The following is a 24845-nucleotide window of genomic DNA, read 5'->3' on the forward strand; positions in this document are numbered from 1 at the left end:
TGACAGTTGCGTAAGTCCCGATCGATAAATCTTTCATCTTCGTTCACGATACAAAAAATGCACGCTTTGTCAATTCCCACCTGGATTATTCACATCTCTAGCGTCGTCGAGTGGATTGCCGCCATCTGGTTAATTTGGACTTACGGCGAAGTCACTCAAAACCGAGCTTGGTGGGCCCTTTCAGCCGGAATGTTGCCCGCTCTTGTCAGCGCTATGTGTGCCTGTACATGGCACTATTTTGACAACTCCCCAGCCCTAGAATGGATCGTTACCCTGCAAGCGGCGATGACTCTCATCGGCAATTTTACTCTGTGGGCGGCGGCTTGGTGGATTTGGCGATCGGCGCAGCCAGCAGAGAAAATTAAAGATTAAAAAGGGAGAAACTAAGTGACAAATAGCACTATTTGGGTAAAATTTGCGGCGAGTTTGCTTTTATTGACAGCCGGCTTTTTGCTTCCCAGCAAAGCCAGCAACATCCCTGTACAAGTCGCCCAACAGCCTAACTGCAAAAATCCTCAAACCACACTAGAGATGAATGTCTGTTCCAGTCAAGAGTTTGAGGCTGCCGACAAAAAGCTCAATCAAGTCTATCAGCAACTGCAAGCAAAAATCAGCAGTAGACAAAAGCAGAGATTGACGGTGGCACAGCGTACTTGGATCAAATTTCGAGATGAAAATTGTGATTATGCAAAAGGACAGTTTGAAGGCGGTAGTTTGGCTGCTTCTACCTACGGTTATTGCAGGGCCAGAGTGACGCAAGAACGGATTAAAGATTTGGAAGGTTATTTGAAACAAGCAAATTTGTAAAATTTCGATCGCTATTGAGGGAGGTGCACACTGCTAACCCTAGGATATGGAACTATGGTTTTTTTGCACTTACCTAGTTAGCGAAAGAATTAGTAGCAATTAAACCTGCCTCAATCAACAATTGATCGAGACTGTCAACCAGTCTATCAAGACAATGTAAAATTTGGCGATCGCCAGCAGGTAACGAAATAGAATTAGTTAAACTGTGAATCTGGCTTTCCAAATCTTCCGGCAATTTTGAGCACAAAGCTGTTGCCCTTTCTACCAGGCGCTTTTCGCCCGGATGAGGGATAGAATTAAAAGCAAAAATAATATCAAAATAACTGCCTAAAAAAGCTGCTGTTCGATGGATAATACTTACTGAATCGCGGCGCAGAACAGCGGATTCTAACTGGTGGCGAAATGAAAAAATCAGGTGGCGCAAAATCGGATAATTTTTGGCAATTATCGCTTGACGGAGTTGTTGGGGATAAGGTCGATCCACATTTGCTTGCAATTGCTGAAACCAACCGTCTCTGTCATACAATGATACTGAGGTGAGAACGTTCCACCAAAAACAGGTTGAATAACCTACTGATGCTTGATGTTTGACCAGGACGCGATCGAGTTCTTCTTCGATCCATTCGGGCTGGCGGTACATAATATCTATACCGCAGCCAGTGTTAATATCTATCCACTCGTCCCCGGGTTCCCAAAATTGATTGTTGATTGCGATGCGATCGGAAAATTGTCTCGCTATCGCCTCCCGTATGTCAACAGGAATTTCCTCTTCAACATATACGTAAAAATCAAAATCAGACGACTCATCCGTAACTATAGTTGTTCGAGAACCTGCTAAAACGACGGCTACAACTTGAGGCAAACTGCTGAACTGCTCCCCAATTGTTTGAGCCAGTGGGGGAATTTCTTTGAGAGCTAGTTGATAATTATGCAGCATTTAATTACCTTTTTTTGCACTTAAAAAATCACAGCAAATGCTTAACTCTAGCACTCAATACAGCGGTTACCGCTGTTATGAAGTACAGTAGCAACAATTAGCTTTCCCAATTTCTTAAATGTTGAGGATTGATTAAGTTGAGGGCAACTGCAATTATTTGATCGATCATCGACGTGGTAGTTGGAGTGAACATACGCAAAAAAGATTTGAGTTGCGACCACCAAAGCTCTATTGGGTTAAAATCAGGAGAGTATGGAGATAAACAAATAATACTCGCTCCTACAGATTCAATCATTGGCTTGATTGATGCTAATTTATGGGCGGGTAAATTATCAATTCACGTCTACCGCTCCTTCCCATAATTTAGGACATAAAAAATGCTGAATAAATATAGCAAATGCCTGTCCATCCATTGAATCATTCATTGTCATCAATGCTAACACTTTATTCATACTAATTGCGCCAATAGCTGTGACTTTACCACCCCGATAAAATGCTTTTTTTTGGTATGCTCTTGTCCCGCGTTGTGAACGTGCATGAGTTCTGCTCAGTCCTAGCAGGATACCAGTTTCATCCAAAAATACTAAATTTTCTGGCTCGATATCTTTGATCTTTTCCCAATACTCCACTCTCAATTTTTGGACTCTTTCAGTCCCGGCTTGGCTACTGCGCCATGTTTTTTTTTACGATTGAGTCCTAATTTCTGTAGGTAGCGACACATTGCCGTCCGACTCACCCAATTTCCCGTCTTAATAGCAAATAATTCACATAGCTCTACCAAAGTAGCATCTTGATGCTCAGCCACCAGTATTCTGATCATTGCTTCCGCATTTGCTAGGTGACGCTCATTGTGGTTTACCCCTCTGTTTAGGTTGTAAGTTTCCCTCGATTTGTTGTTGTTTTACCAGTTTTTGGACGAGACTTTTGCGCTCCACCAAACGTGATGGATACTTTCCTAATTGACATTTTTTGAACCAAATGTGATCTCACTATTTTTTTGCGGAGATCGAGGGAATATGTTTTCATTAGTTTTGAATACAAAATGATATTTTGTTATTATTTATTGTACCAAATTACAGCGGGAACCGCTGTATTTTAACGCATAACTTTGAACTCGTAATTCAACAATTGATAATTGTTAACAAATACGGCGGAGGCGAACTGATGCGCTGCTACATCAGACCTCCAACCTAAACCTGCTCAAAAGTGATATAAAGCTTTGTTTTTTATTTGACGCTTTGACACGCCAATGGTGTAGAATCTAAAATCTAAAATCTAAAATCTAAAATCGCTATGTCCTTCGTTGGTTTGCACATTCACAGCGATTATAGCCTGCTGGACGGGGCGTCTCAGCTACAGCAGCTCGCAGAACGGGCGGTGGAATTGGGGATGCCCGCGATCGCCCTTACAGACCACGGGGTGATGTACGGGGCGATCGAGCTAATCAAAGTTTGCCGAAATAAAAATATCAAGCCGATTATTGGCAATGAAATGTATGTCGTCAACGGCGACATAGAAGTCAAAGTTCGAGGTAGAAGAAAATACCATCAAGTTGTTTTAGCTAAAAATACCCAAGGTTATAGAAACCTCGTCAAACTAACCACAATTTCCCATTTAAAGGGAATGCCTGAAAGAGGTATTTTTGCTCGACCTTGCATCAACAAGGAACTGCTAAAACAATACTCTGAAGGTTTAATTGTTACCAGTGCTTGTTTGGGCGGGGAAGTTCCGCAAATGATTCTGCAAAACAAGCTAGATGCTGCCCGTGAAGTAGCCACATGGTATAAAGAAGTATTTGGGGAAGATTATTATATAGAAATTCAAGACCACGGTTCCCCGGAAGACCGGATTGTTAATGTTGAAATCGTCAAAATTGCCCGCGAGCTCAACATTAAAATAATTGCCACCAATGATTCTCACTATATTTCCTGCAACGACGTAGAAGCACACGATGCTTTGCTGTGCATTAACACCAACAAACTTATTGAAGAAGACAAGCGGATGCGCTACAGCGGTACTGAGTATTTGAAGTCCGCAGACGAGATGGCGCAACTGTTTCGAGACCATTTGGATGATGAAACAATCAAAGATGCGATCGAAAATACCCTAGAAGTCGCAAATAAAGTATCGAGATACGAGCTGACAGGAGAAGCTCGGATTCCCACAATTCCAATTCCCCCAGAACATACAGCCGATACTTATGTAGAAGAAATATCCTGGCTGGGACTCTTAGAACGCCTCAAAGCCCGCACCAGAAATGAAATCCCCCCAGTCTACAAACAAAGACTAGAATACGAATTGAAAATGCTTCAGCAGATGGGCTTTTCGGAATACTTTTTAGTAGTTTGGGACTACATAAAATATGCGAGAGACAACGATATTCCAGTAGGGCCAGGACGCGGTTCTGCCGCAGGTTCTCTAGTTGCCTACGTCCTCAAAATCACCAATATAGACCCCGTACACCACGGACTACTATTCGAGCGATTTCTCAATCCCGAACGGAAATCTATGCCAGATATTGATAGCGATTTCTGCATAGAAAGGCGGGATGACATGATTAAATACGTTACTGAAAAATATGGTAGCGAGCGCGTAGCGCAAATTATTACTTTCAACAGAATGACATCAAAAGCTGTATTGAAAGATGTTGGGAGGGTGTTAGGTATTCCCTACAAAAAAGCCGACGAAATGGCAAAATTAATTCCCGTCTCCAGAGGAAAACCGGAAAAACTTAAAGTGATGATTTCCGATGACACACCTGCACAGGAATTTAAAGACAACTATGAAAATACAATTTGCATAAATGCAGAAACTGGTACTAAAGTCCCCGTTCGTCAGTGGATTGACATGGCAATTCGCATTGAAGGAACCAACAAAACCTATGGGGTTCACGCAGCCGGTGTGGTAATTTCTTCAGAGCCCTTGGATGAACTTGTACCGCTGCAAAAGAATAATGAGGGTGCTGTGATTACCCAATATTTCATGGAAGATTTGGAATTTTTGGGGCTGCTGAAAATGGACTTTTTGGGATTAAAAAATTTAACAACACTCCAGAAAACTGTTGAATATGTTAAGCAAACCCAAGATATAACCATCGATGCCGAAGCCCTGCCTTCTGAGATGGAACGCAAAGCTCAAGAGACATTTACTAGAATCAAAAAGTTGCCCGCTGATGTAGCCAAAACTTATAAACTTTTAGAAAAAGGAGATTTAGAAGGTATTTTTCAGTTGGAATCTTCCGGAATGCTGGATGTAGTAAAAAAAATCAAACCTTCCTGTCTGGATGATATTTCTTCTATTTTGGCACTTTACCGACCCGGCCCGCTGGATGCAGGTTTGATTCCTCAGTTTATTGACTGCAAGCACGGTAAAGCAGTTGAGTACGATCATCCGCTATTAGAGCCGATTTTAAAAGAGACTTACGGAACGCTTTGCTTTCAAGAGCAAATTATGCGGATGGCTCAAGATTTGGCGGGCTATTCTTTGGGTCAAGCTGACTTGCTGCGGCGCGCAATGGGCAAAAAGAAAGCTGATGAAATGCAGAAGCAAAAAGAAACGTTTATCGACGGGGCTACTAAGAATGGAGTTAGCCAAAGAATAGCTGATAAACTGTTCGCACAGATGCTGCAATTCGCCGAATATTGCTTTAATAAATCCCATTCAATGGCCTATGCCTATATCACGTATCAAACTGCCTATTTAAAGGCGAATTATCCTGTAGAATACATGGCTGCACTGCTGACTGCTAACAGGGGCGATCAGGATAAAGTACAGAAATATATTGCCAATTGTCTCAAGCTGGGTATTGAGGTTGAGCCGCCAGATGTTAATAGCTCTCAACTTACTTTTACACCGCTGCCAAAACAGATGACTGGAGGTGCAAAAGATAAAATTTTGTTTGGGGTTTCGGCGGTTAAAAATGTGGGAGAAGCGGCAATTGAAAATATTTTGGCGGCGCGGCAGGAAGGGGGTAAGTTTAAATCGCTGCCGGATTTGTGCGATCGCGTAAATCTCCATTCTGTGAACCGCCGCGCTCTAGAAGCTTTAATTCAATGCGGAGCTTTTGACAAAATTGACGACAACCGTCATCAATTAGTAAACGACCTCGAAGGGGTAATGAAATGGGCGCAGGACCGCAAAAGAGATCGAGAAAGCGGGCAAGGTAATCTCTTTGACTTGTTAGGTACGAATAGCTTTGGCAAGTCGGTCAATACCTATGAGTCTGCGCCAAAATCTAAATTGGTTAAAGATTTTGACAAACAGGAAAAATTGCGCTTAGAAAAAGAATTGCTCGGTTTTTATGTATCAGAGCATCCGCTAAAGTTTCTGATTCAAGTAAACCAAGACCCCGATGTTGTGACTCTCGAACAGTTAGCAGATAAAAAGGGGAAAGTATCAGTTATTGTCATGCTCAGCACTATTAAACTTGTAGTAACAAAAAAAGGCGAGGGGATGGCAATTTTGCAATTAGAAGATTTGACACATCAAATAAAAGCTGTTGTGTTCCCCAAGGCTTACGAACAAGTGAAACCTTACATTGTAGAGAATGCGATCTTACAGATTAGTGGAAAAATTGAGAAAGATGGGGAGGAAATTCAGATAATTGTAGACACTGCAAAGCCGGTTGAAACAGTACAGGTTGCAGAGGAAATCGAGAGGGCGGAACCGGAAATAAACAACCCTTGGCCGGCGGAACCAGTCAACATTGTACGATCGACAAAACCTGTGGAAGTTTTAGAAATGGTGATTGTCAAGCTGACACCGCAGCAAGTACAAGACGGGAAAAAACTCAATTCTCTCAAAGCTATTTTGCAAGAACTTTCCAATCGTGGAGAAGGTGCTAGCGTTTCTTTGGGGGGAATTGTTGTCGGTGAATATTCCTGTCAACCCCTTCGCATTAGCCCTCAATTGTGGGTGCAAGATGGCGAGGGAACTGTTAGCCGTCTCAAGTCGGCTGGATTTGATGCTTGGGTTTTTCCTCTAGACAATCGCGGGGATGCTGCGGTATTTCGAGAAATGCGATCGCAACTTAATGTACACTCTTGGGCCAGTTGTTTACTTGACACTGACGCCGATCGCCTTCACAAGTATCTCAATTATCTCGCCCAATTAAACAGACGCCCGCCAAACTAACACTTCGCCGCCATCGCCACCGGTGACTAAAGTTTGACCGTCAGGACTAAAAGCCACCGGATTGCACCCAGCAAGAGAGCACAAACATTCTCCTGTTTCCAGGTTCCAGAGTTTAACCGTACCATCTCGACTGCCACTAGCCATAGTTTCGCGATCGGGACTAATCGCCACCGAAATCACCGCATCAGAATGCCCCCTCAAAGTATTAATCAATTCCCCTGTATCGGCATTCCACAATTTAACAGTAGCGTCGGCACTTCCACTGACAATCGTCTTGCCGTCTTGACTAAATGCGATCGCATAAACCCAATCTGAATGACCGACAAAAGTCCGTACACTCTCCCCAATACCTACAAGCCACATCTTGATAGTTTTGTCAGCACTGCCGCTGGCAAGCATCATACTTTGAGGGCGAAAACTAACAGATAAAACCTTGTCAGAATGTCCCGACAGTTTTTGAACCAATGCTCCGTTGCGCTGGTTCCACAATTTAATACTCTGGTCGCCGCTAGCACTCGCAATCGCTCCAGAGTCGCAACTAAAAGCCACCGAGTACACGGAGCCGTAGCGGTGACTGTACGGCGAACCAAAATCGCTGTAAAATTCGCGAATCATCGCCTTTTTATCCAGCTTCCACTCAATGACTTTTCTGTCAAAACTGCCGCTAACCATCATTCTCCCATCTGGGCTGATTGCCACAGCATCAACCCTAGCGGAATGGCCGAAAAAAGTATGGAGGAATTCACCTGTTTGCAGGTTCCACAGCTTAATTGTTTTATCGTCGCTGGCGCTCGCGAGAATATTGCCTTGAGGATTAATAACAACAGCATTAACCGAGTCTGAATGACCGTGGAGAATGCGCGCGCACTGCCAGTTAGGAGACAATAATTTCGGATTGCTAGCGGATGGCGCAACATGAATATTTTGGGCCGGCGCGGCCGATACGGCGGTTGCTGTATTTGGCTGCGAGTTAGTTAAGGGCGAATTTATAGCTATTTTGGTTCGATAATTATAAGAAATTTGAGAGCGGGGATATTGCCCAAATTTTACCAAGTCTTGCAGCACTTCACCAGCGGACTGATATCGATCTTTTACCGAATCTTTGAGCAATTTATTCAAAATAGTTGCTAATTTTTGGCTGACTTTTATGCCTTTTTGCGCCAAGTGCGATCGCCAAATCCATTTGCATTCCAAAGCATCGAACAAATCATTCAGTACCGCCCCAGTTAGCAGGTGAATGCAGGTAACGCCCAAACTGTAAAGGTCGCTCGCCGGATACGCTTTGCCGCTGCGAATTTGTTCGATCGGCGCATAGCCAGCAGTTCCAGTTATCGTCCCTGTTTTCGCCTCAGAAATGCCGGTAATGTGCTTAGCAACTCCAAAATCTACTAGCACAAACTGACCCCCCCTCGCCTTCCCCTGTACAGCATGGGATTCAGCAACAATTATCCCTTCTATACCAGCAGAAGATTGAGGTAAAGTTGCCCCTCCTTTTTCTTTACCAGTAGTCGAGCTGCCATATCCCGCCACAGCCCACAAGGTTTGGGGAGTTCTCCGCACAATATTTTCCGGCTTAATATCGCGATGAATCACCTGCTGCTCGTGAACAAATTGCAAAACAGGCAACAAATTGATCAACAATTCCCAAATCTGTTCCTCGCTAAAAGCACCCCGCTGCTGCAACTCCTGAAACAAATTATTTCCCTCGATTAACTCTTCCACAAGATACAGACGTTTGGCTTGTTCAAAAGAAGCCAGCAAACTTGGAATCTGCGGGTGCTCTCCGAGTTCGTGCAGCCGATGAGCTTCTTGTTTGAACAGTGCAGTTGCCTTTTCTAATTCTTCCTTCTCTTGAACTTGGGGGAAAAATTGTTTGATTGCGCAGCGAGTTTTCAACCTATCTTCATCGACAGCTAAAAAAGTTCTGCCAAATGTTCCTTCACCGATAGGTTGAATGGCGCGGTAACGCTCTTTCAGTAGCAATTTAGAGCCGCACGCCAGACAAAAATTGCTTGAGTCAGCATTTTGCGGCTTTTGGCAATGGGGATTGAGGCAATAGCTCATCTTTTTTCCGGCCTGGAGATTCCCACCACAGCTAAACTTAGCAACATGGTAGTCTGTTTCCACTCACGCCCAGAGCACCATTCTCGATAATACCTGAGAAACTGGCTTTCTAAACCCAAAATCTCGGCTCTCAGGTTGAGCCTGTGGCAAGAAACCAAGGCGATGACACTAGAAGTGCTTGATGTGAGTTTCCATATATTCTAATGCTTTCCTAAAATTTTGCAGCTTGGCGGAGCACCAACTGGTATGTCAACATTTAACTGTTAACTGCGGCTATTCGGGAGCATTTCTGCGGAGAGTAAATACAAAGCTGAGACGATCCCGGCTATTCTCCCCCATCTAGAAGACACTCTTGCTCCCCGCCGCCATTCTGTGAGGATGCTTTGGCTTTAATCACCGCTTCCCTAAAGCCTAAAACTACTAAAATATTGGCAATTGTTAAGAATAATTCCGCAGAACCGTGCAGCCAATCGACATTTGCTAGCGACTCGTTGTAGGCAACTTTTGCGTAAATTGCGGCGGGAATAGTCACAGCCACAAAAACCAGAGTGCCGTAAAATCCCATCAGAGCTAAACGGGGTGTTTTTCCCGATCGAGTCAAAAACCAGAGAAATCCCAAGTAGGGAAATAGAGACAGAACAAATAAAGTTTCTTTGGAAATCATTAGTAATTGGTGAGCAACCAGATACTATGATAAATTAAAAAATCCCAAATTAGTGTGAATAATTTTGAACTTTTAATTTTGAGTTTTTAATGTTTAATTCGACAGAGGCACCGGTTGCTCTCGAACCGCTAGAGAATCACCCAAGCCCATAGCTTTTAAGCAAAGCCGCAGCAGGTCGGAAGTATTCAAAACCCCTCACGCACAGGGAGACAAAACCCGTCACTCGTCCCCTAACAGCGTTTTTAGCATAAGACATTTTCAACCGTGGCAGTCTGTTAATTGTCTCTCACTCCAAAGCTATCGAGCAATTATAAACTGAGACAGTTCCCAAGTTTTCGGTCTGCTAGGCATTAAGCAAGGATGGTTCAAAACCTCTAAATCCGAGCAGCGTTTTCTATCTGCTGCGATAGTTTCCTTCAGCTTAGCATCAAAATCAAAATACGGGCCACAATCTAAAATTTTGAGTTCCAACCGTCCCTTAAACACCATAATTTCCAGTTGAACAGGAGTTTCAACTGGCAGATTTTTGTGAGCGTGGCGAACTGCATTAGTGAAACCTTCAGCCAAAGCTAACTGAAACTTCCACCAAACCTCATTAGGTATCGATAAATCTTTCAACTGCTCAAACCACTCCAAAACTAGAGTTAAAGCATTCACATCTGTGTTGACTTGCAGGCTAATGTGTTGAACACAACTGTCATGCAGTTCTTGTTCCTGCTGTATTTCATTCTGCCAATCCCAGGTATTTAAGCAATTCATTAACTCATCTAAAATGCTAGCATTTTTTATATTTTGCGATCGATTGCGACCTTCTACTTCGTAACTTTTGCTCAGGGACAAACAATTTCGACCGTCGAGAGTCCGTGTGTAACTTAGCTCGTCTGCAACCTGCCACATGAGTTTGATCCCCCTGCCGCCTTCTGCAAGTTGATCTATGCTGTTCGACATCTATTTTCCTCGTCTGAAAGTGTTAGCTGTACCCAATTTTATCACCCGCCGAGACACGCGGTATTTTTTTGATACTTCTTGGCTCGGTATTATTTCGGGGGTCACACCAGAATGCTATCTTTTTTACAAAAGGCAACGCATCAGCAATAAGTCTTAAAAGTCTAAGCCAATTGGCTTATTTACCGATCGCCTGTACGGAGAACGATCGCCCTACCCAGCACAATCCAACTGCATTGAGTACAAATACTTATCCGCTGTCGGAGCCAGCCACTTGCTGCAGCCGTCGCAAGCTCCAGAATCCCTGGCATTCAGCGCCGGCTTTCTGCCGTGGGAAGCTGGAAGGGAGCCTGGAAGTGCGCGATCTCATCCCCAAGGCGTAGGTAATATCCGTAAGCGCGAGCGCGATCGAACCTTATACCGTCGAGCCGCGTCAATCCACTAAATTAGGACTTGCGCAAAAAACCCGGTTTCTGCTAAGAATATTGGGTTTGACAGCGAGGAATTAACGAGGAAACTGAGTTTTTAGTGCCCCGCGTGTAAGTCCAGCAGACAAATCGGTGATGAAAGGCAGTTACAGGACTTACCCAGACTATGACCAAAATCAACCTGAAAATTCTCGCTGCAGCAATACTGCTACTCCCATTTTGCGCCGCACTTCCCTTACAAGCTCAAAATCTGTCTCTAGTCAAGCGGCTGCTAGAAACAAGAGGATGTCCCGGATGCGACTTATTTGGCGCTTCCTTGAGCCGTGCAGATTTGTTTGGCGCTTCCTTGAGCCGCGCCACTCTCAGCAGGGCCGACTTAGTTGATGCCGACTTGACTGCGGCTGACTTAATGGAAGCTAATTTAAACAACGCCAACATGAGAAACGCCTTTTTGGCCGACGCCGACCTCAGCAAAGCCGACATGAGCAGGGCCGACATCAGGGGAGCCAACTTAGAAAATGCCAACCTCAGCGAGAGTTTTCTTCGAGACGCATCTCTCCAGTTGGCTAACTTAAAATGCAGTAATTTGAGCGCCGCCAAACTCAGTCGAACCGATCTGAGAAATGCCGATTTAAGCGGTGCAAATCTCACCGGTGCAGACCTCAAAGAAGCCGATTTAAGCGGTGCAAATCTCAGCGGTGCAGACCTGAGATCTGCCGACTTGAGGGATGCGAGATTGAACAAAGCTAATCTCACAGATGCCAATCTTTGCGGCGCCCGGATGCCAAACCAAAAAATATCTCGGCGAGGCTGCGAAGTTAAGAAAGAACAAGCGATCAGCACGAACAATTACTGTAATTACTGCTATGCCTTGAATGACTGGTGGCTTAATGTATTAAGGTTCTACTAAGCATTATCATCGCGATCAATGCTCTATTTCAGATATGTACTCTTAGAAAGAAGTGCGAGCAGGCGGTACAGATATTCAACTGAACCTGTTACCGCCAACAGTTTTTATCTAGTTTGAAGAACCTAAAAATTGGCTCACTATTTGCAGATATTCTGCGCCGCCGATCTGTGCCACATTAGTGTGACCTCCATCAGGAACTATGTAAAGCTGTTTGGGTTCAGGTGCTGCATCAAACATTTTTTTGCTCATTTCCACTGGAACTACATTGTCAGCAGCCCCGTGAATAAACAGTACGGGCATTTGCAGGCGATCGACTTTTGAAAGAGAATCAAACCGCTGTGTCAGCAAAACATCGATCGGAAACATCCAAAACAGCCCTTTTTGGAAATTCACCATCGCCCGTGTCGAAGTAAAAGAGCCTTCTACGATTAACCCCGCCGCCTCCGGGTGACGCACGGCTAGATCGATCGCGATCGCCCCTCCCAAAGAATGACCGTAGATATAAATTTGATTCGGGTTAATCCCCCGCTGTTTCACCAAATAATCCCAAGCAAGTTGAGCATCCTCATAAACCTGAGATTCACTCGGAAAATCGCCCTGGCTTTTTCCATAACCGCGATAATCCATCACAAATACCGACAAACCTAATCGATGAAATCGATGAGCGTGTTCGACATTTGATCCCACATTTGAAGCATTGCCGTGCAGGTACAAAACTACCCCCCCTAACCCCCCCTTGTTAAGGGGGGGAACCCGAGCGACTGCCGGTCTCTCACTTTGCGGGGACGTTCCGACTCCTCTAGCTCCCCCCCTTGGCAAGGGGGGGCTGGGGGGGGTATCCGAGTCTCCGGTGTTAACAGAGGGAACAGCCTCTCCCTTTCTGGCTCCACCCCTTGCTAAGGGGGGGCTGGGGGGATTTTCCGAGGCAGGAATCCACCACCCGTGCACGCTTTCCACCGCGCCTGTTTTAGTTGAAATTGGCAGCCAGACATCTTGATATTTCAACTGAAAATCATCTGGCGTAGTTTCGATCGCCCGCGCGGGAAAAAAGATAAACTTACCTTGTGCTACAAATAGGAATACACAAGCAGCAGAATAAGCAACGGCCAAAACTATCCCAAAAGCTATTAGCGATTTAGACAAAAGGAATACTAGCAACTTGTTCATAGATAGAGCACGCGGAAAATTAGAGATCGCTCAAAAGCTAATGGCAAATGATTAATTCAGACAATTAGCCAAGATCGATTACTAACTTCCGCCGCAGCATTCCGCCGAATTTCAAAAATTAATGCAATTCAGGGTGGTGCAAGTGCCAATTCGTAGACTGTTCGTAAGCGTGAGCCACTTGAAACAGCCGAGATTCTTGCAAAACATTACCAATTAGTTGTATACCCACTGGCAGTCCTTTATCATCAAATCCGCAGGGCAAACTCAAAGCTGGTAAACCAGCAAGATTCACCGGAATAGTCATCAAATCTGACAAATACATACTCAGGGGGTCATTAAATTTTTCCCCTGCCTTAAATGCGGTAGTAGGAGCAGTGGGACAGACTAAAACATCAACTTGAGAAAAAGCTTTTTCAAAGTCTTCTTTAATCAAAGTCCGAACTTTTTGAGCTTTTAGATAATAGGCGTCGTAATATCCAGCAGACAACACGTAAGTACCGATCGCAATCCGGCGTTTAACTTCCGCACCGAACCCTTGAGAGCGAGTTTTGGCATACATATCCAAAAGATTATCGGAGTCTGGAGACCGAAAACCGTATTTGACTCCATCATATCGCGCCAAATTTGCCGAAGCTTCCGAGGGAGCAATAATGTAGTAAGTGGGCAAACCGTAGCGGAACCGGGGACAAGAAATGACTTGAATTTCTGCGCCCAATTGTTGAAATTGCTCGATCGCCTTAGTAACAGCGTCTTTAACCCCCGAGTCCAACCCGACACCAAAAGTTTCTTTAATTACACCAATTCTAATCTGACCCTTCGGTCGCAAACTGGGTCTTAAAGCTTGGGCGTAGTCAGGAATTGGGACATTAAGACTCGTCGAATCTCTCGGATCGTAACCCGCGATCGCCCCCAACAAAATCGCCGCATCCTCAACAGTCCGGCCAAACGGCCCGATTTGATCGAGAGAAGAAGCATAGGCGACCAAACCGTAGCGAGAAACCAATCCATAAGTCGGTTTCAGCCCCACCAAACCGCAAAAAGCAGCAGGTTGGCGGATTGAGCCGCCTGTATCCGAACCCAAACTCACGACACATTCTTCGGCGGCTACCGCTGCGGCAGAACCGCCAGAAGACCCTCCGGGCACGCGCTCCAAGTCCCAAGGATTCGCGGTAACTTGATAGGCCGAAGTTTCTGTCGAGCTCCCCATTGCAAACTCGTCCATATTCGCCTTACCCACAATCACCGCACCGGCTGCTTGGAGTTTCGAGACGACGGTTGCATCGTAGGGAGGCACAAAATTCTCCAAAATTCGAGAGGCGCAGGTTGTGGGAACGCCCTCGGTACACATATTGTCTTTAACGGCGATCGGGATGCCGGCCAACAGGCCAATTTGCTCTCCGGCTGCGATTTGGGCATCCACTTTGTGGGCCTGCGCCAATGCGCTGTCTGCTGTCACGCACAGAAAGCTTTTCAACTTCGGCTCTAGCTGGGTAATTCGGTCTAATGCTTCTTGAGTAATTTCCACAGCCGAGCGTTCTTTATTGACCAGTTGTCGGTGCAACTCGCGGATGGATGCCATGCTCGTACCTTTATCATTTCTACTTTGAGACAATACAGTTAATATAACTGGCAATTGCACGCACTTACAGCTATTCGGCAAAGTCCGCTATTTTTGTGGCTTTGTTCGATCGCGCGATCGACCCTTTTACATACAATAGATTAAATTCTCAAAATCGCACCAGACAAAAAATAGCACTAGAGCTTTTTACCTAATATTTAAAAAAAAAAGAATGCAACTGGATTAGGACTTAGGTAAAAAGTAGTGGTTTGACGTGTTAATTATAAGGGTAAGGCGCGCAATGCGCAGCCTACATAATTAAGTTCTGCTTCCACAACTGTGTATGCAAGATTAAAATCCTTATAAAATCACCCATTCCGAATTCTTTAATCTCAAATCTAAAAGCAAATTAGCCCTTTCCAAAATTTAAAATTTCTCACCCATGTTATATTCGACGCAACCAATAATTTAGCGAAAAAAAATATCAAAAAAAACTTTTTCCCGATTATTGCTGCTACTCTTTATGGGGAATATAACCAGATAATATTGGCAAGATTGCTCCTGAACTCTTACCCCTTTCGCTAGATACAATTAATCCATGGTTTAAAAGCATATTTAGATATCAAGCGGATTTCAACTTGGATTACCCCCCTGATAGCCCTGAAAAAACTGAATAAGAAATAGAAACTTATTAGCCAATACGCTTTGGTCAAACTGTTTATTGCCCGCAGATCCCCCTCGTATACCCCCAATCGTTGGGGGGATGCAAGATCGAGTTCTTGTTGCCTCCTTGGTTTGGGGGGCTAGCGAGGATCGGGCTTAACTGAACCGTATTGACTTATGAGCAACAAAATATTAGCTTGTGGCTGCAACTTCAAAAAGAATTATCCCCCGATAATGAAGTGCACTACTTTAGCCAAAAATTAGGAAAAGTTATCAGTTATCCGAGTGAATTAATGGCTGCAGCGTAATTACAGAAAAGATCGAGCTTTTCGCATCCACGCCCATTGTGCCACGGGTCAAAAAGCCGATCGGAAATCTGGCGTTCACAAAAAAGCTCGGAACGCTCACCGCCACGCCGAGGTCTTTGGTTAGGCGCACCTGCAAAAAAACAGCAGTGCTTCCTCACCTGCATCTATCTGCGTGCATCAGCAGCAAAAAAAGCTAGGTATTTGCCCCCACGATCCCCAGGAAAACAATTTCATCCGGAATTATCCCCAAAACCAAAGATATATGGTAAGAAGTTCCCGATGCCCCGTTGGAGGAATGCCACCTAAAGCTCACTTAGAATCCCACCTGACGGCAGAGGAACTCAAACTTCGCTACCGGCAGGCACAAAACACCACAGAGTCGCGCCGCTGGCACTTGCTGCTCTTAGTTTCCCGAAATTGGACTATCAAACAAGCAGCCCAAGTCGTAGGTCTCAACTACGACTACGCCAAAGAAATTGTCCAGCGCTATAACCGAGAAGGCCCTAACTCTGTTAGGAACCGCAGCGGAGACCGCCAGCCCCCTCCTGCGAAATCCTTGCTGAATCCTGAACAGCAAGAAGAACTGCGACAAGCGCTGCAAGGATCTGCCCCCGACGGCGGAGACTGGACAGGCCCGAAAGTAGCTCGCTGGATTGCCGAAAAAATCGGTAGCGATCATGTCTGGCCCCAACGCGGCTGGGATTACCTCAAGCGGTTGGGTGCTGACTGGCGACGGCGGCGCAGAAAGTAGATAGTTCGCAATGTTTAGAGGGGGTTGATTAGCTTCGTGCGATCGCTCCCTTTATTTTGGTTATCTTAGCGCAGTGCCGCAATCAAACGATTTTAGATTTTAGATTTTAGATTTTAGATTTTAGATTTGTTCTCCTATCTAAAATCTTAAACCGTTTGACTGATGTAACAATAGCTGCTTATATAGAATTTGGTTGTGTTGAGGATGTTAAATATGCGAGGGATCAGGCCTTTTTTGTCGATCGCTAACAAGACTTTGGCAGTAGTAGCTGGCATCGGACTGGTTCAGATGTTAACAATTGCAAGTTCATTCTCTCAATCATCTAACCCGCGTTCCTTAGACGAACTCTACAAAATTCGCGACCGGCTCGTCAGCGAATTAGAACAGCCCCCCTCTCCCTCCCCAGAACCAACCCTGCTATCCCGCTTAGTTCCCGTCGCCACAAATCCTCAAGAACAAGTCCTACAGCAGTTGCAGGCGGTGGAAGCTCAAATATTAGTAGAACAGAGGGCTAACGACAACTTACAGCAAGCAGTCCGTTTAGCCAACCGAGCCGTAGAAACTAAACGCGAGCAAAATCAGTCGATCGAATCTTCGCAGCAAACTCAATTTTTGTGGCATCAGGCCCTCAACAACTTGCAGGAAGTTCCTCAAAATTCATTTTTAGCTTCTCTCACTGCCTCAAAAACTCAAGAATACCGGGAAAATTTAACGGTAGCAACCTCTCAAGTGCAGCAAGCAAAATCTAATTTTTTGGCTGCGGTTGCCCGGGAAAGCGGTTTGTCTGGGCAAGCTTCGATCGGCATTTGCCACCTTTCTAGAGAGTGCGTGCACCTGCGGGGCGATGTGCCTCCGGTCAGTCCGGCCAGCTTAATAAAATTGCCGATTGCTGTCGCCCTGATGCAAAAAGTCGAAAAAGAAAAAATTAGTCTGAACCAGGAAGTATTTGTCAGTCGCGGTAATTTCACCGAAGACTCATCGGCGAAGATTACGTCCAATCGCAATTACCCGCTACAGCTACTGTTAGAAGAAATGATCTATCGCAGCAGCAATATAGCCACCAATCAACTGATCGATTATTTGGGCTCGGATTACATCAATCAATTCTTAGATAATCGCGGCTACGAAGTCACCCGCGTCAACTTCAAATTAATGGGGGAAAAAACTATGCCCACCAACCCCGGTTCTGGTCGCAACCGCGTGACAGCTAACGAACTCACCGAAATGATGGTGCAAATTTACAACGGCGAAACACCCGGTGCTAAACTGTTAATAGAAACTCTCAACCGCCAGTACGATCGCGCTCTGGGATTTGCCGCCTTGCAAGGAACTAAAGCTCAGTGGTTGGGGGAAAAAACAGGCCAAAATTCCTGGGTACTCGGCACAACTTTAGCCATGAGCATTGACGACGAGGCCTATGTGATGACTGTGATTGACAGCCGCAGCAGCGATCTACAAATGCGCCAGTCTATTTCTAAAATTGCCGATTACATTGTCCGAAACCCCAGCTTTTAACGGCTGGAATATAAAATTTATAGCTGGGGAAAACGCACCGCCCAAACAGTTAAAAAATGCCGCATCAAAAACTCAGTGTTTCCGTCAAAGGCAAAGGGTTTCCGATTCTCTGCTTGCACGGCCATCCAGGTTCCGGCGATTGTATGTCCGTCTTTACAGAACACTTATCAAAGCGGTTCCAGACGATCGCACCAGACTTGCGCGGATATGGCAACAGCCGCACCTCAACTTTCTTTGAAATGACCGACCACCTCCTCGATTTAGAAGCACTTTTAGACCGATTGGGAGTCGATCGGTGTTTGGTGATCGGATGGTCTTTGGGAGGGATTTTAGCCCTGGAATTAGCCATGAAATATCCCCAGCGAGTCACGGGTTTGATTCTACTTGCATCCGCAGCCAAACCGCGAGGAAGTCACCCTCCCATCTCTTGGCAAGATAACCTTTACACCGGTTTAGCCGGAATTATCAATTGGGCGATACCCGGTTGGCAGTGGAATATTGATACTTTTGGTAGGCGATCGCTCTTTCGCTACTTGATACAGCAGCAGAAAGCCACCCCTTACCGCTACTTAGCACAGGCAGGTACCCCCGCCTACCTCAAAACTTCCAACACGGCCACCAAGGCGTTAAATACCGCTCTGAGGGCTGGATACGATCGACTGATCCACCTCGACGACATTCAATGTCCGAGCTTGGTGTTGGCCGGAGAGGGCGATCGGCACATCACCTCGGCATCGAGTTTAGAAACAGCCCGCCACCTTCACAATTGTCAGTGGCAGTGCTATCCAAATACAGCCCACTTGTTCCCTTGGGAAATTCCCGATCGGGTACTCGCAGACATCGATCGTTGGATTGAGAAATTCCCCCAAGCAGTTGGTAATTGCTAGTCTTAAGTTTGGAGTTTGTCAGCAGCAATTAATCACCCAACAGTCAAGAATTTTGAATTTATATCGTTGCCGTTTACCTGCGAATCATAAATTTCCGAGTGCAGTGCGAGCTTCCCGCTCGCTATCAGCGCTCGCAAGCAATGTATAATTCCGCAGTTACCGGATTTTAATTTACAACTCAAAACTCAAAATTTCCCCTGCTTCTACTGACCGCTCAAAACAGGCCACAGCCCTCCCTCAGTCAGCTTTCCCAAATCATCTGCAACCGTCAAAGTAACAGGTTTGCAGCGAAGAATTGAAACACGAAGACCTTCTGCCCCTTCATTTTCTATGTCTTCTACATATCCTGCTTTTGCAGCTTCCGCTTCTGGAGCCGTCAAAAACGGCCCAAAATAGTAAATGCACCGCGGCGCTGAAGTTTTCACTTCAACCCACCAAGCCAATCCGAAAAAATTGAGCAAGCTAATCAAGAATTCTTTCATGTGCTTTTCTAACGTATTTGACGGTGTTTTCAGGGTGCTGCGAACACGCCTAGGCTTTCGTTATTTACACGTGGCTGACGACTGCTACCAAGAACCTATCCAAACCTATTTAAAGCTGATATCTAAATAGATTGGTATTGAATTCCTGTTTGAACGTAGAGGGAAAGCCCCTTGTACTTTCGCCTGTCCGTAACGAAAGCCGATCGGCTCTCCTTACTTGTTCAAGGTGTGCTGCCGCTCAATTCTGGGCGGCACCCACAATAAACTACTCTGTTGTGCTCTTTTTTTCAAGCACCTTTACGATCAGTGTACGTGAAACTTTTTGGGCCCGCGCTGGCGGTAAATTTCGTATAAAGCCATCCCCGTTGCTACCGAGACATTGAGGCTAGGAGTCTTCCCCCTTAAAGGAATTGAAACTAATCCGTCACAGCCGCGCTGTATCAAAAGGCTCAAACCGTCAGCTTCACCGCCCACAACTAAAACAGTGGGCCCAGAGAACTTGATTGTCTCTACCGAGTCACCCACGCCTGCGGCAGTGCCATAAATCCAGAATCCAGCCTCTTTCAATTCTTCCAGCGCCCGGTTAAGATTGACAACCCTCGCCACTGGCAGGCTTTCCAATGCCCCTGCGGCCACTTTTCTCACTGCCGAGGTAATCCCAACAGCCCGCCGCTGCGGAATCACCATGCCCTGAGCTCCCAATGCTTCTGCGGTGCGAATGATCGCCCCTAGATTGTGGGGGTCGTTGAGTCCTTCTGCCACCACAATTACTGGATCTTCGCAAGCAGACTTAGCGTTTGCGATCAGTTCGCTCAAATCCAGGTATTCGTAAGCTGATACTTGAGCCGCTACGCCTTGGTGGTTGGCTTTGCGCGTGATGTAGTCGAGGCGCAAATCGTCAACTTCATCAATGATGCTGCCGTTAGCCTTGGCTTCGGTTAGCAAGCTGTGAAAGCGGGGATCGTACCGCAGGTGCGGGACAACCCAGATCCGGTTGAGGACTTGGTTTGTTTCTAAAGCTGCTTGCACCGCATGGCGACCGTAAATCATGTCGTCTGTGTCTGCGTCTGGTTGCACGACTGTATTTGAGGCAGTGTCAACAGGGCGAGTGTCTCTGTCTTTGTCTCTGTCTCTGAAATGGTTGCCCCGGAATTCCTGCGGGCTGCTGTCTCTGTCTCTGTCTCTGTCTTTGTCTTTGTAATAATTGCCCCGGGATTCCTGCGGGCTGCTGTCTCTATCTCTGTCTTTGTAATAATTGCCCCGGGATTCCTGCGGGCTGCTGTCTCTGTCTCGGAAATTGTTGCGAACCGGCTGCGGGCTGCTGTCTCTGTCTCGGAAATTGTTGCGAACCGGCTGCGGGCTGTTGTCTCTGTCTCGGAAATTGTTGCGAACTGGCTGCGGGCTGCTGTCTCTGTCTCGGAAATTGTTGCGAACCGGCTGCGGGCTGCTGTCTCTGTCTCTGTCTCTGTCTTGGTAATAATTGCCCCGGGATTCCTGGGGGCTGCTGTCTCTGTCTTTGAAATGATTATTTCTGCGAATTTCCGGTTGGCTGTCGGAATTGGCTCTCCGTTTGAAAATTGCTCTCACGGGCATTTCTCGGGATTGGGGGGAGAAGGTCGATCGCTTTTGAGGCGCATCTACTCCGCGAGTATCGGGACGGGGCTTGCGTTCAAAGCGGGGAGAGGACGGTTGTGAGTCCTGACGGCGGCCTTCGCTTTTGAATGGCTTGCTATCGGAATTTGAGCGCGAGGAGCTTGGTTTGGTAAATTTTCTCATGGGTTTTTTGTGGCAGTCAAAACGATTTTTGATTTTCGATTTTTGATTTTCGATTGAAGAATTGACGGAGCAATCTTGTTTGGGGCTGTGAGATTTTAGATTGGCTGGGGAGGAAGCATCGATTGAAAAATTGAAGAATTGACGGTTCAATCTTGGGGCTGTGAGATTTTAGATTGGGTGGGGAGGGAGCAAGGATTTTGCTGTGCTAAAGTTGCTAATTAATGGCTGATAAATCCTGTTCGCCCGATCGAGATTTTTGCAGTTTTAGGTTTGTCGCCGTGCAAGGGTTGTTAATTAATCCCTCCTCATTCCCAACTCTTAACTGCTAAATCATTTCATTCTCAAGTTCTAAAAGTGCCAGAATCTCGGTCAATCTTTCGGGATCGGTGAGGTACAAATATCCGATCAAAGTTTCTAAGCTGCTGGCTTGTTGGTATATTTCTGGATCTGCTCGCTTAGAACGGGCCGATGCGGCATTGCGGCCGCGCTTGACAATTGCTAATTCTGTACTGTTCAAGTAAGGAGAGATCGATCGCAAGTGACGCGCTTGAGTTTCGGCTCGTACTTGCCCCACCACCAATTCATGATAAGCTTGCAATCTTCTGGGCGGCATTAAATACAAACTCCGAATGTAGAGTTCGTATACTGCATCCCCCAAATATGCCCAGGCTGCGGGCGAAATTCTTTCTATTTCTGCTGGTGTAGCCCTCGCAGGATGCACTCGATTTAAACTGATATCCGTCAGACTCAGTTTGAGCCCGTCATCTGCGATCGGCAACATACTTTTTTAAATAAAACTTCCGCACAGCTTGGTTTTTCTAGTCACTGACTTATTTCGTCTTTCGTCACTTCAGCAATTATAGCTTTCACAGGAGTGTTCGCTCTCAGAGCACGAAGCGAGATATACAGGCAAAGCTTTGCGCGACGCTCGCAGTCCTAAAAAAGGCTTTTTACACTCATCGGGATGCTCTACTTCTTATACCATTTTTCCGCATTTTTGCAACACATATTTTACTGCCCTGCCACCGGAGTTCAAAGCATAGGGGGAGATAGCGGCAAGACTTGTCGCAGCTTCTGGGAAAATCGGTATTGCTTTACCAGCACAACAATAAAAATTTGCTATCCAGCGTTGAGAACCGGATAGCTAATTTAATCCACTTTGGCGTCAAGCATCCTTGACGTTTTTTACCGCCTCATCAACCGAAGGCTGCAAAGACAAAAACTTCTCTAAGCGAACCAGTTTAACAGTCTGAGTTACGCGGGGATTTGAGACAATTTGCAATGTCCCCTCCAAGGTTTGGGCTTTTTTGACAAGTTGCACAAGTGCACCCAAGCCTGAACTATCCACAAAGTCTATCTGAGACAAGTCCAAAATTACGTGTTTTGGGCCCTCGTCAATACATTTGCTCAGTACCTTCCGAAAAGTTGCCTCAGAAAAAGCGTCCAGCAGGCCAGTCAAGCGAAATAACTGATAGTTATTCTTGACTTCGCGAGTGCCTCTGAGGCTAACGGTCAGGGTCAATGACTCAGGAATGACACCCTCCTAGCTAGATATGGCTTAAAGTCGAGGCTTCATTATAGGAGTTTTTTGGTCTTTTGTCTACAGTTTTTTTAGTCAGCGGTTTTGAGTTTTTTTTTGAGGCAGCAGTCATTAGCGGACTGCTGACTGCTGACTGATGACTGCTGACTAAGGACTACTTTCTGCTGGCTACTTTCTGATTGTCTCGCATTGACTGCACGAATCGATCGAACAAATAGTCAGCGTCGTGCGGGCCGGGACTGGCTTCTGGGTGGTACTGGACTGAGAACAGCGGCAGAGTTTTGTGCTTCAATCCGGCTACGGTGCGATCGTTCAAATTGAGATGAGTAATTTCTACTTCCGGGACTAGGGAATCGGGGTCGATCGCAAAACCATGATTTTGGCTAGTAATTTCTACTTGCTGAGTTAAACCCGCTGGATGATTCAATCCCCGGTGCCCGAACTTAAGTTTAAAAGTTTCTGCACCCAAGGAAAGTCCCAAAATCTGGTGTCCCATGCAGATGCCGAATACGGGTTTGTCCGACTTTAACAAAGCTTTCGCAGTCGCGATCCCTTCCGTTACCGCCGCCGGATCTCCGGGGCCATTGGACAGAAAAATGCCGTCCGGGTTGTATTTGAGGATTTCCTCTGGCGACGTGTCAGCCGGTACAACGATGACCCGACACCCGTAACTCGCCAGACGCCGCAGGATGTTGCGCTTGATCCCAAAGTCTAGCGCCACCACCGTCCACATTTCGCCGCTAGCAGGTTTGACTGTAGGACTGAACTCCCAAACCGAGTCCGTGGCTTCAGACCACTCGTAAACCTTGCGGGTGCTGACTTCCTGAACCAGATTCAGCCCGTCCATGCTGGGGGCATCTTGCACTTGCTCCAAAAGCTCAGCCTGGTCGAGAATCGCGGTCGAAATGCCACCGTTGATCGCTCCCACCGTGCGAATTTTGCGAGTCAGGGCCCGGGTGTCGATGCCGTAAATTCCGGGGATATCGTACTGTTTCAGGTAGTCTTGCAGAGATTGCGAACAGCGCCAGTTGCTGGGGCGGCTGCATACGTTCCGGGCGATCGCACCTCGAATTTGCGGGCGCGAAGATTCTTCGTCTTCGAGATTTACCCCGGTATTGCCCAATTCTGGATAAGTAAAAGTTACAATTTGCCCACAATAGCTGGGATCTGTCAAGACTTCTTGGTAGCCCGTCATTCCGGTATTGAATACTACCTCCCCGACGACGGTAGCGTTAGCGCCAAAGGACCAGCCGCGGTAAGCAGTACCGTCAGCCAGGACTAGGAGAGCGGGTTGTGCAGTTGAAAGTGACATGGCATCCTTAATTACTTTCGTTTGGTTTAATTCTTACCACTGCCAGAGATTTGATGCTAGCCGGCAAGATACAAATATTATTTTAATTTGTGCAAGAGTTCGGCAAAGCAAGGCACTTATGCCGGAGGCAGAAGCAACAGGTAATCAAAAAGCTGCAACAATTGCAAATTGTCCCACTCCTCACCCCCGGCATCTTCTACTCTCTCCCGCTCGACCAGCAATTTATCTACCAGCAGCTTGTGAGGGCGGGCGGAAAGTCAAATCTATACCAAAAGGCAGTTGTCGCTGTTACGATCGAGCTACACCGTTTAATCAAACTATGGCTAGCAAATCTCCCTTGCCTTTACTCTCAAACTTATACAAGCATCTACTGAACGCTCAAAACCTGCGCCAACCGTTACTGGTGTTAACAACAGTTATTTCTCTGAGCAGTTCAATTTTAGTAGGGACTTTTGCCAACTCCTCGCGAGCAGTGGCTCAAGAAAGTGAGGGGTGCTTCATGCGCAGCTCCTCAGGCCGAACCCTCAACCTCAGCCAATCAGTCTGCGGTTTTCTCCCCGAAGCATTGAATCCCGCTACTTCGCCCGCGGCGGCCAAGTCTGGAGTATTTCAGGCAAAAATCAAACGCAGAGAGGCTAATATCCCCGTCATAGAAGTCACATTTAACGGCAAACAAAAGTTCGAGATGATGGTAGATTCTGGAGCTAGCGGCACAGTAATTACACCAGCAATGGCTCAAGCCTTGGGCGTTGTTCTTCAGGGAACAGTGCAAGCACAAACTCCCAACGGAGTGGCTACTTTTCCCCTCGGTCGCCTGACTTCTATTGAAGCTGGGGGTCTGGCAGTTCAAAATGTAGTTGTTGCCATCTCGCCATCCCTAGATATCGGACTGTTGGGTCACGATTTTTTTGGTAATAAAGACATAACGATTAAGCAAGATGTGATTGAATTTCGACCGCGCTCTTAAAAAGAGGGAAGAAGGAAGAAGGAAGAAGGAA

At 46.2% G+C, this 24845-nt stretch carries 22 protein-coding genes; 8 read left to right on the plus strand and 14 right to left on the minus strand.

Annotated elements, in window-relative coordinates; genetic code table 11:
• Positions 1 to 57: 57 nt before the first annotated feature.
• Entirely contained in the window at positions 58 to 372 is a 315-nt protein-coding gene (locus QUA20_RS24865; RefSeq protein ID WP_172186134.1) for a DUF2499 domain-containing protein, read from the plus strand.
• Positions 373 to 387: 15 nt separating this feature from the next.
• Positions 388 to 807: a lysozyme inhibitor LprI family protein gene (locus tag QUA20_RS24870; protein ID WP_333192031.1), complete on the plus strand. Its 420-nt coding sequence runs from the start codon at positions 388 to 390 to the stop codon at positions 805 to 807.
• A 73-nt stretch (positions 808 to 880) separates the two neighbouring features.
• On the opposite strand, the gene QUA20_RS24875 is transcribed toward QUA20_RS24870, so the two are convergent.
• From QUA20_RS24875 to QUA20_RS24885, 4 genes are all read right to left on the minus strand, one after another.
• Positions 881 to 1744 (minus strand): DUF4037 domain-containing protein, encoded by an 864-nt coding sequence (locus QUA20_RS24875; RefSeq protein WP_333192033.1) that lies wholly within the window; start codon positions 1742 to 1744, stop codon positions 881 to 883.
• A gap of 97 nt (positions 1745 to 1841) precedes the next feature.
• Positions 1842 to 2081 carry a transposase gene (locus QUA20_RS32140; protein ID WP_445304711.1) on the minus strand — a complete coding sequence of 80 codons (240 nt, stop codon included), beginning with the start codon at positions 2079 to 2081 and terminating at the stop codon, positions 1842 to 1844.
• Positions 2077 to 2373, minus strand: coding sequence for a transposase (locus tag QUA20_RS24880; RefSeq protein WP_333192034.1), 297 nt, complete (start codon positions 2371 to 2373; stop codon positions 2077 to 2079). The genes QUA20_RS32140 and QUA20_RS24880 overlap by 5 nt, the downstream gene beginning before the upstream one ends.
• 2 nt (positions 2374 to 2375) lie before the next feature.
• Positions 2376 to 2564: a hypothetical protein gene (locus QUA20_RS24885; protein WP_333192036.1), complete on the minus strand. Its 189-nt coding sequence runs from the start codon at positions 2562 to 2564 to the stop codon at positions 2376 to 2378.
• Positions 2565 to 3037: 473 nt separating this feature from the next.
• On the opposite strand from QUA20_RS24885, the gene QUA20_RS24890 reads away from it, so the two are divergent.
• Positions 3038 to 6877 (plus strand): DNA polymerase III subunit alpha, encoded by a 3840-nt coding sequence (locus QUA20_RS24890; RefSeq protein ID WP_333192038.1) that lies wholly within the window; start codon positions 3038 to 3040, stop codon positions 6875 to 6877.
• Here QUA20_RS24890 and QUA20_RS24895 read toward each other — a convergent pair.
• From QUA20_RS24895 to QUA20_RS24905, 3 genes are all read right to left on the minus strand, one after another.
• Positions 6854 to 8941: a serine/threonine-protein kinase gene (locus QUA20_RS24895; protein WP_333192040.1), complete on the minus strand. Its 2088-nt coding sequence runs from the start codon at positions 8939 to 8941 to the stop codon at positions 6854 to 6856. The genes QUA20_RS24890 and QUA20_RS24895 overlap by 24 nt on opposite strands.
• A 325-nt stretch (positions 8942 to 9266) precedes the next feature.
• Complete coding sequence (locus tag QUA20_RS24900; protein WP_172186139.1) at positions 9267 to 9605, minus strand: DUF3593 domain-containing protein; 339 nt, start codon at positions 9603 to 9605, stop codon at positions 9267 to 9269.
• 297 nt (positions 9606 to 9902) lie between these two features.
• Positions 9903 to 10553: an ATP-binding protein gene (locus QUA20_RS24905; protein WP_333192043.1), complete on the minus strand. Its 651-nt coding sequence runs from the start codon at positions 10551 to 10553 to the stop codon at positions 9903 to 9905.
• A gap of 591 nt (positions 10554 to 11144) precedes the next feature.
• Between QUA20_RS24905 and QUA20_RS24910 the strand changes: the two genes are divergently transcribed.
• On the plus strand, positions 11145 to 11888 hold the full coding sequence (locus QUA20_RS24910) for a pentapeptide repeat-containing protein (protein WP_333192045.1): 744 nt from the start codon (positions 11145 to 11147) through the stop codon (positions 11886 to 11888).
• 108 nt (positions 11889 to 11996) lie between these two features.
• Here the strand turns inward: QUA20_RS24910 and QUA20_RS24915 are convergent, their stop codons facing one another.
• Together QUA20_RS24915 and gatA are read right to left on the minus strand one after the other, a co-directional pair.
• The gene (locus tag QUA20_RS24915; protein ID WP_333192047.1) at positions 11997 to 13055 is read right to left on the minus strand and encodes an alpha/beta fold hydrolase; all 1059 of its coding nucleotides are present in this window, start codon (positions 13053 to 13055) and stop codon (positions 11997 to 11999) included.
• 118 nt (positions 13056 to 13173) lie between these two features.
• Positions 13174 to 14634: an Asp-tRNA(Asn)/Glu-tRNA(Gln) amidotransferase subunit GatA gene (gene gatA, locus QUA20_RS24920; protein WP_172186143.1), complete on the minus strand. Its 1461-nt coding sequence runs from the start codon at positions 14632 to 14634 to the stop codon at positions 13174 to 13176.
• A 1245-nt stretch (positions 14635 to 15879) separates the two neighbouring features.
• Between gatA and QUA20_RS24925 the strand changes: the two genes are divergently transcribed.
• The 3 genes from QUA20_RS24925 to QUA20_RS24935 all read left to right on the plus strand — a co-directional run bounded on the left by QUA20_RS24925 (position 15880) and on the right by QUA20_RS24935 (position 18737).
• Positions 15880 to 16335 (plus strand): helix-turn-helix domain-containing protein, encoded by a 456-nt coding sequence (locus tag QUA20_RS24925; protein ID WP_172186144.1) that lies wholly within the window; start codon positions 15880 to 15882, stop codon positions 16333 to 16335.
• 213 nt (positions 16336 to 16548) lie between these two features.
• Positions 16549 to 17850: a serine hydrolase gene (locus tag QUA20_RS24930; RefSeq protein WP_333192051.1), complete on the plus strand. Its 1302-nt coding sequence runs from the start codon at positions 16549 to 16551 to the stop codon at positions 17848 to 17850.
• Positions 17851 to 17906: 56 nt separating this feature from the next.
• Positions 17907 to 18737, plus strand: a complete 831-nt coding sequence (locus QUA20_RS24935) for an alpha/beta hydrolase (protein ID WP_333192053.1) — start codon at positions 17907 to 17909, stop codon at positions 18735 to 18737.
• A 203-nt stretch (positions 18738 to 18940) separates the two neighbouring features.
• Here the strand turns inward: QUA20_RS24935 and QUA20_RS24940 are convergent, their stop codons facing one another.
• The 5 genes from QUA20_RS24940 to carA form a co-directional block, all read right to left on the minus strand.
• Positions 18941 to 19219 (minus strand): DUF1816 domain-containing protein, encoded by a 279-nt coding sequence (locus QUA20_RS24940; RefSeq protein WP_172186147.1) that lies wholly within the window; start codon positions 19217 to 19219, stop codon positions 18941 to 18943.
• A gap of 303 nt (positions 19220 to 19522) precedes the next feature.
• Positions 19523 to 20995, minus strand: coding sequence for a 23S rRNA (guanosine(2251)-2'-O)-methyltransferase RlmB (gene rlmB / locus QUA20_RS24945; RefSeq protein WP_333192055.1), 1473 nt, complete (start codon positions 20993 to 20995; stop codon positions 19523 to 19525).
• Between the two features lie 325 nt (positions 20996 to 21320).
• Positions 21321 to 21776, minus strand: coding sequence for a ribonuclease III domain-containing protein (locus tag QUA20_RS24950; protein ID WP_333192058.1), 456 nt, complete (start codon positions 21774 to 21776; stop codon positions 21321 to 21323).
• Between the two features lie 384 nt (positions 21777 to 22160).
• Positions 22161 to 22517: an STAS domain-containing protein gene (locus QUA20_RS24955; RefSeq protein ID WP_172186150.1), complete on the minus strand. Its 357-nt coding sequence runs from the start codon at positions 22515 to 22517 to the stop codon at positions 22161 to 22163.
• Between the two features lie 172 nt (positions 22518 to 22689).
• Positions 22690 to 23847, minus strand: coding sequence for a glutamine-hydrolyzing carbamoyl-phosphate synthase small subunit (gene carA / locus QUA20_RS24960; RefSeq protein ID WP_333192063.1), 1158 nt, complete (start codon positions 23845 to 23847; stop codon positions 22690 to 22692).
• Here carA and QUA20_RS24965 point away from each other — a divergent pair.
• A complete protein-coding gene (locus QUA20_RS24965) occupies positions 23846 to 24814 on the plus strand; it encodes a retropepsin-like aspartic protease (protein ID WP_333192065.1) in 969 nt (322 codons plus the stop codon). The two genes, carA and QUA20_RS24965, sit on opposite strands and share 2 nt — an antisense overlap.
• Positions 24815 to 24845: the final 31 nt, after the last annotated feature.

It is taken from the genome of Microcoleus sp. Pol7_A1, assembly GCF_036701085.1.
Taxonomy (GTDB): domain Bacteria; phylum Cyanobacteriota; class Cyanobacteriia; order Cyanobacteriales; family Microcoleaceae; genus Microcoleus; species Microcoleus asticus.

What these genes read in the sequence shown, in the direction of transcription:
- QUA20_RS24905 (WP_333192043.1), bottom strand. Translation starts at nt 10,553, where the DNA reads ATGTCGAACAGCATAGATCAACTTGCAGAAGGCGGCAGGGGGATCAAA.
- QUA20_RS24910 (WP_333192045.1), top strand. Translation starts at nt 11,145, where the DNA reads ATGACCAAAATCAACCTGAAAATTCTCGCTGCAGCAATACTGCTACTC.
- QUA20_RS24895 (WP_333192040.1), bottom strand. Translation starts at nt 8,941, where the DNA reads ATGAGCTATTGCCTCAATCCCCATTGCCAAAAGCCGCAAAATGCTGAC.
- QUA20_RS24935 (WP_333192053.1), top strand. Translation starts at nt 17,907, where the DNA reads ATGCCGCATCAAAAACTCAGTGTTTCCGTCAAAGGCAAAGGGTTTCCG.
- gatA (WP_172186143.1), bottom strand. Translation starts at nt 14,634, where the DNA reads ATGGCATCCATCCGCGAGTTGCACCGACAACTGGTCAATAAAGAACGC.
- QUA20_RS24925 (WP_172186144.1), top strand. Translation starts at nt 15,880, where the DNA reads ATGCCACCTAAAGCTCACTTAGAATCCCACCTGACGGCAGAGGAACTC.
- QUA20_RS24885 (WP_333192036.1), bottom strand. Translation starts at nt 2,564, where the DNA reads ATGATCAGAATACTGGTGGCTGAGCATCAAGATGCTACTTTGGTAGAG.
- carA (WP_333192063.1), bottom strand. Translation starts at nt 23,847, where the DNA reads ATGTCACTTTCAACTGCACAACCCGCTCTCCTAGTCCTGGCTGACGGT.
- QUA20_RS24875 (WP_333192033.1), bottom strand. Translation starts at nt 1,744, where the DNA reads ATGCTGCATAATTATCAACTAGCTCTCAAAGAAATTCCCCCACTGGCT.
- QUA20_RS24865 (WP_172186134.1), top strand. Translation starts at nt 58, where the DNA reads ATGCACGCTTTGTCAATTCCCACCTGGATTATTCACATCTCTAGCGTC.
- QUA20_RS24890 (WP_333192038.1), top strand. Translation starts at nt 3,038, where the DNA reads ATGTCCTTCGTTGGTTTGCACATTCACAGCGATTATAGCCTGCTGGAC.
- rlmB (WP_333192055.1), bottom strand. Translation starts at nt 20,995, where the DNA reads ATGAGAAAATTTACCAAACCAAGCTCCTCGCGCTCAAATTCCGATAGC.
- QUA20_RS24915 (WP_333192047.1), bottom strand. Translation starts at nt 13,055, where the DNA reads ATGAACAAGTTGCTAGTATTCCTTTTGTCTAAATCGCTAATAGCTTTT.
- QUA20_RS24950 (WP_333192058.1), bottom strand. Translation starts at nt 21,776, where the DNA reads ATGTTGCCGATCGCAGATGACGGGCTCAAACTGAGTCTGACGGATATC.
- QUA20_RS24965 (WP_333192065.1), top strand. Translation starts at nt 23,846, where the DNA reads ATGGCATCCTTAATTACTTTCGTTTGGTTTAATTCTTACCACTGCCAG.
- QUA20_RS24930 (WP_333192051.1), top strand. Translation starts at nt 16,549, where the DNA reads ATGCGAGGGATCAGGCCTTTTTTGTCGATCGCTAACAAGACTTTGGCA.
- QUA20_RS24900 (WP_172186139.1), bottom strand. Translation starts at nt 9,605, where the DNA reads ATGATTTCCAAAGAAACTTTATTTGTTCTGTCTCTATTTCCCTACTTG.
- QUA20_RS24940 (WP_172186147.1), bottom strand. Translation starts at nt 19,219, where the DNA reads ATGAAAGAATTCTTGATTAGCTTGCTCAATTTTTTCGGATTGGCTTGG.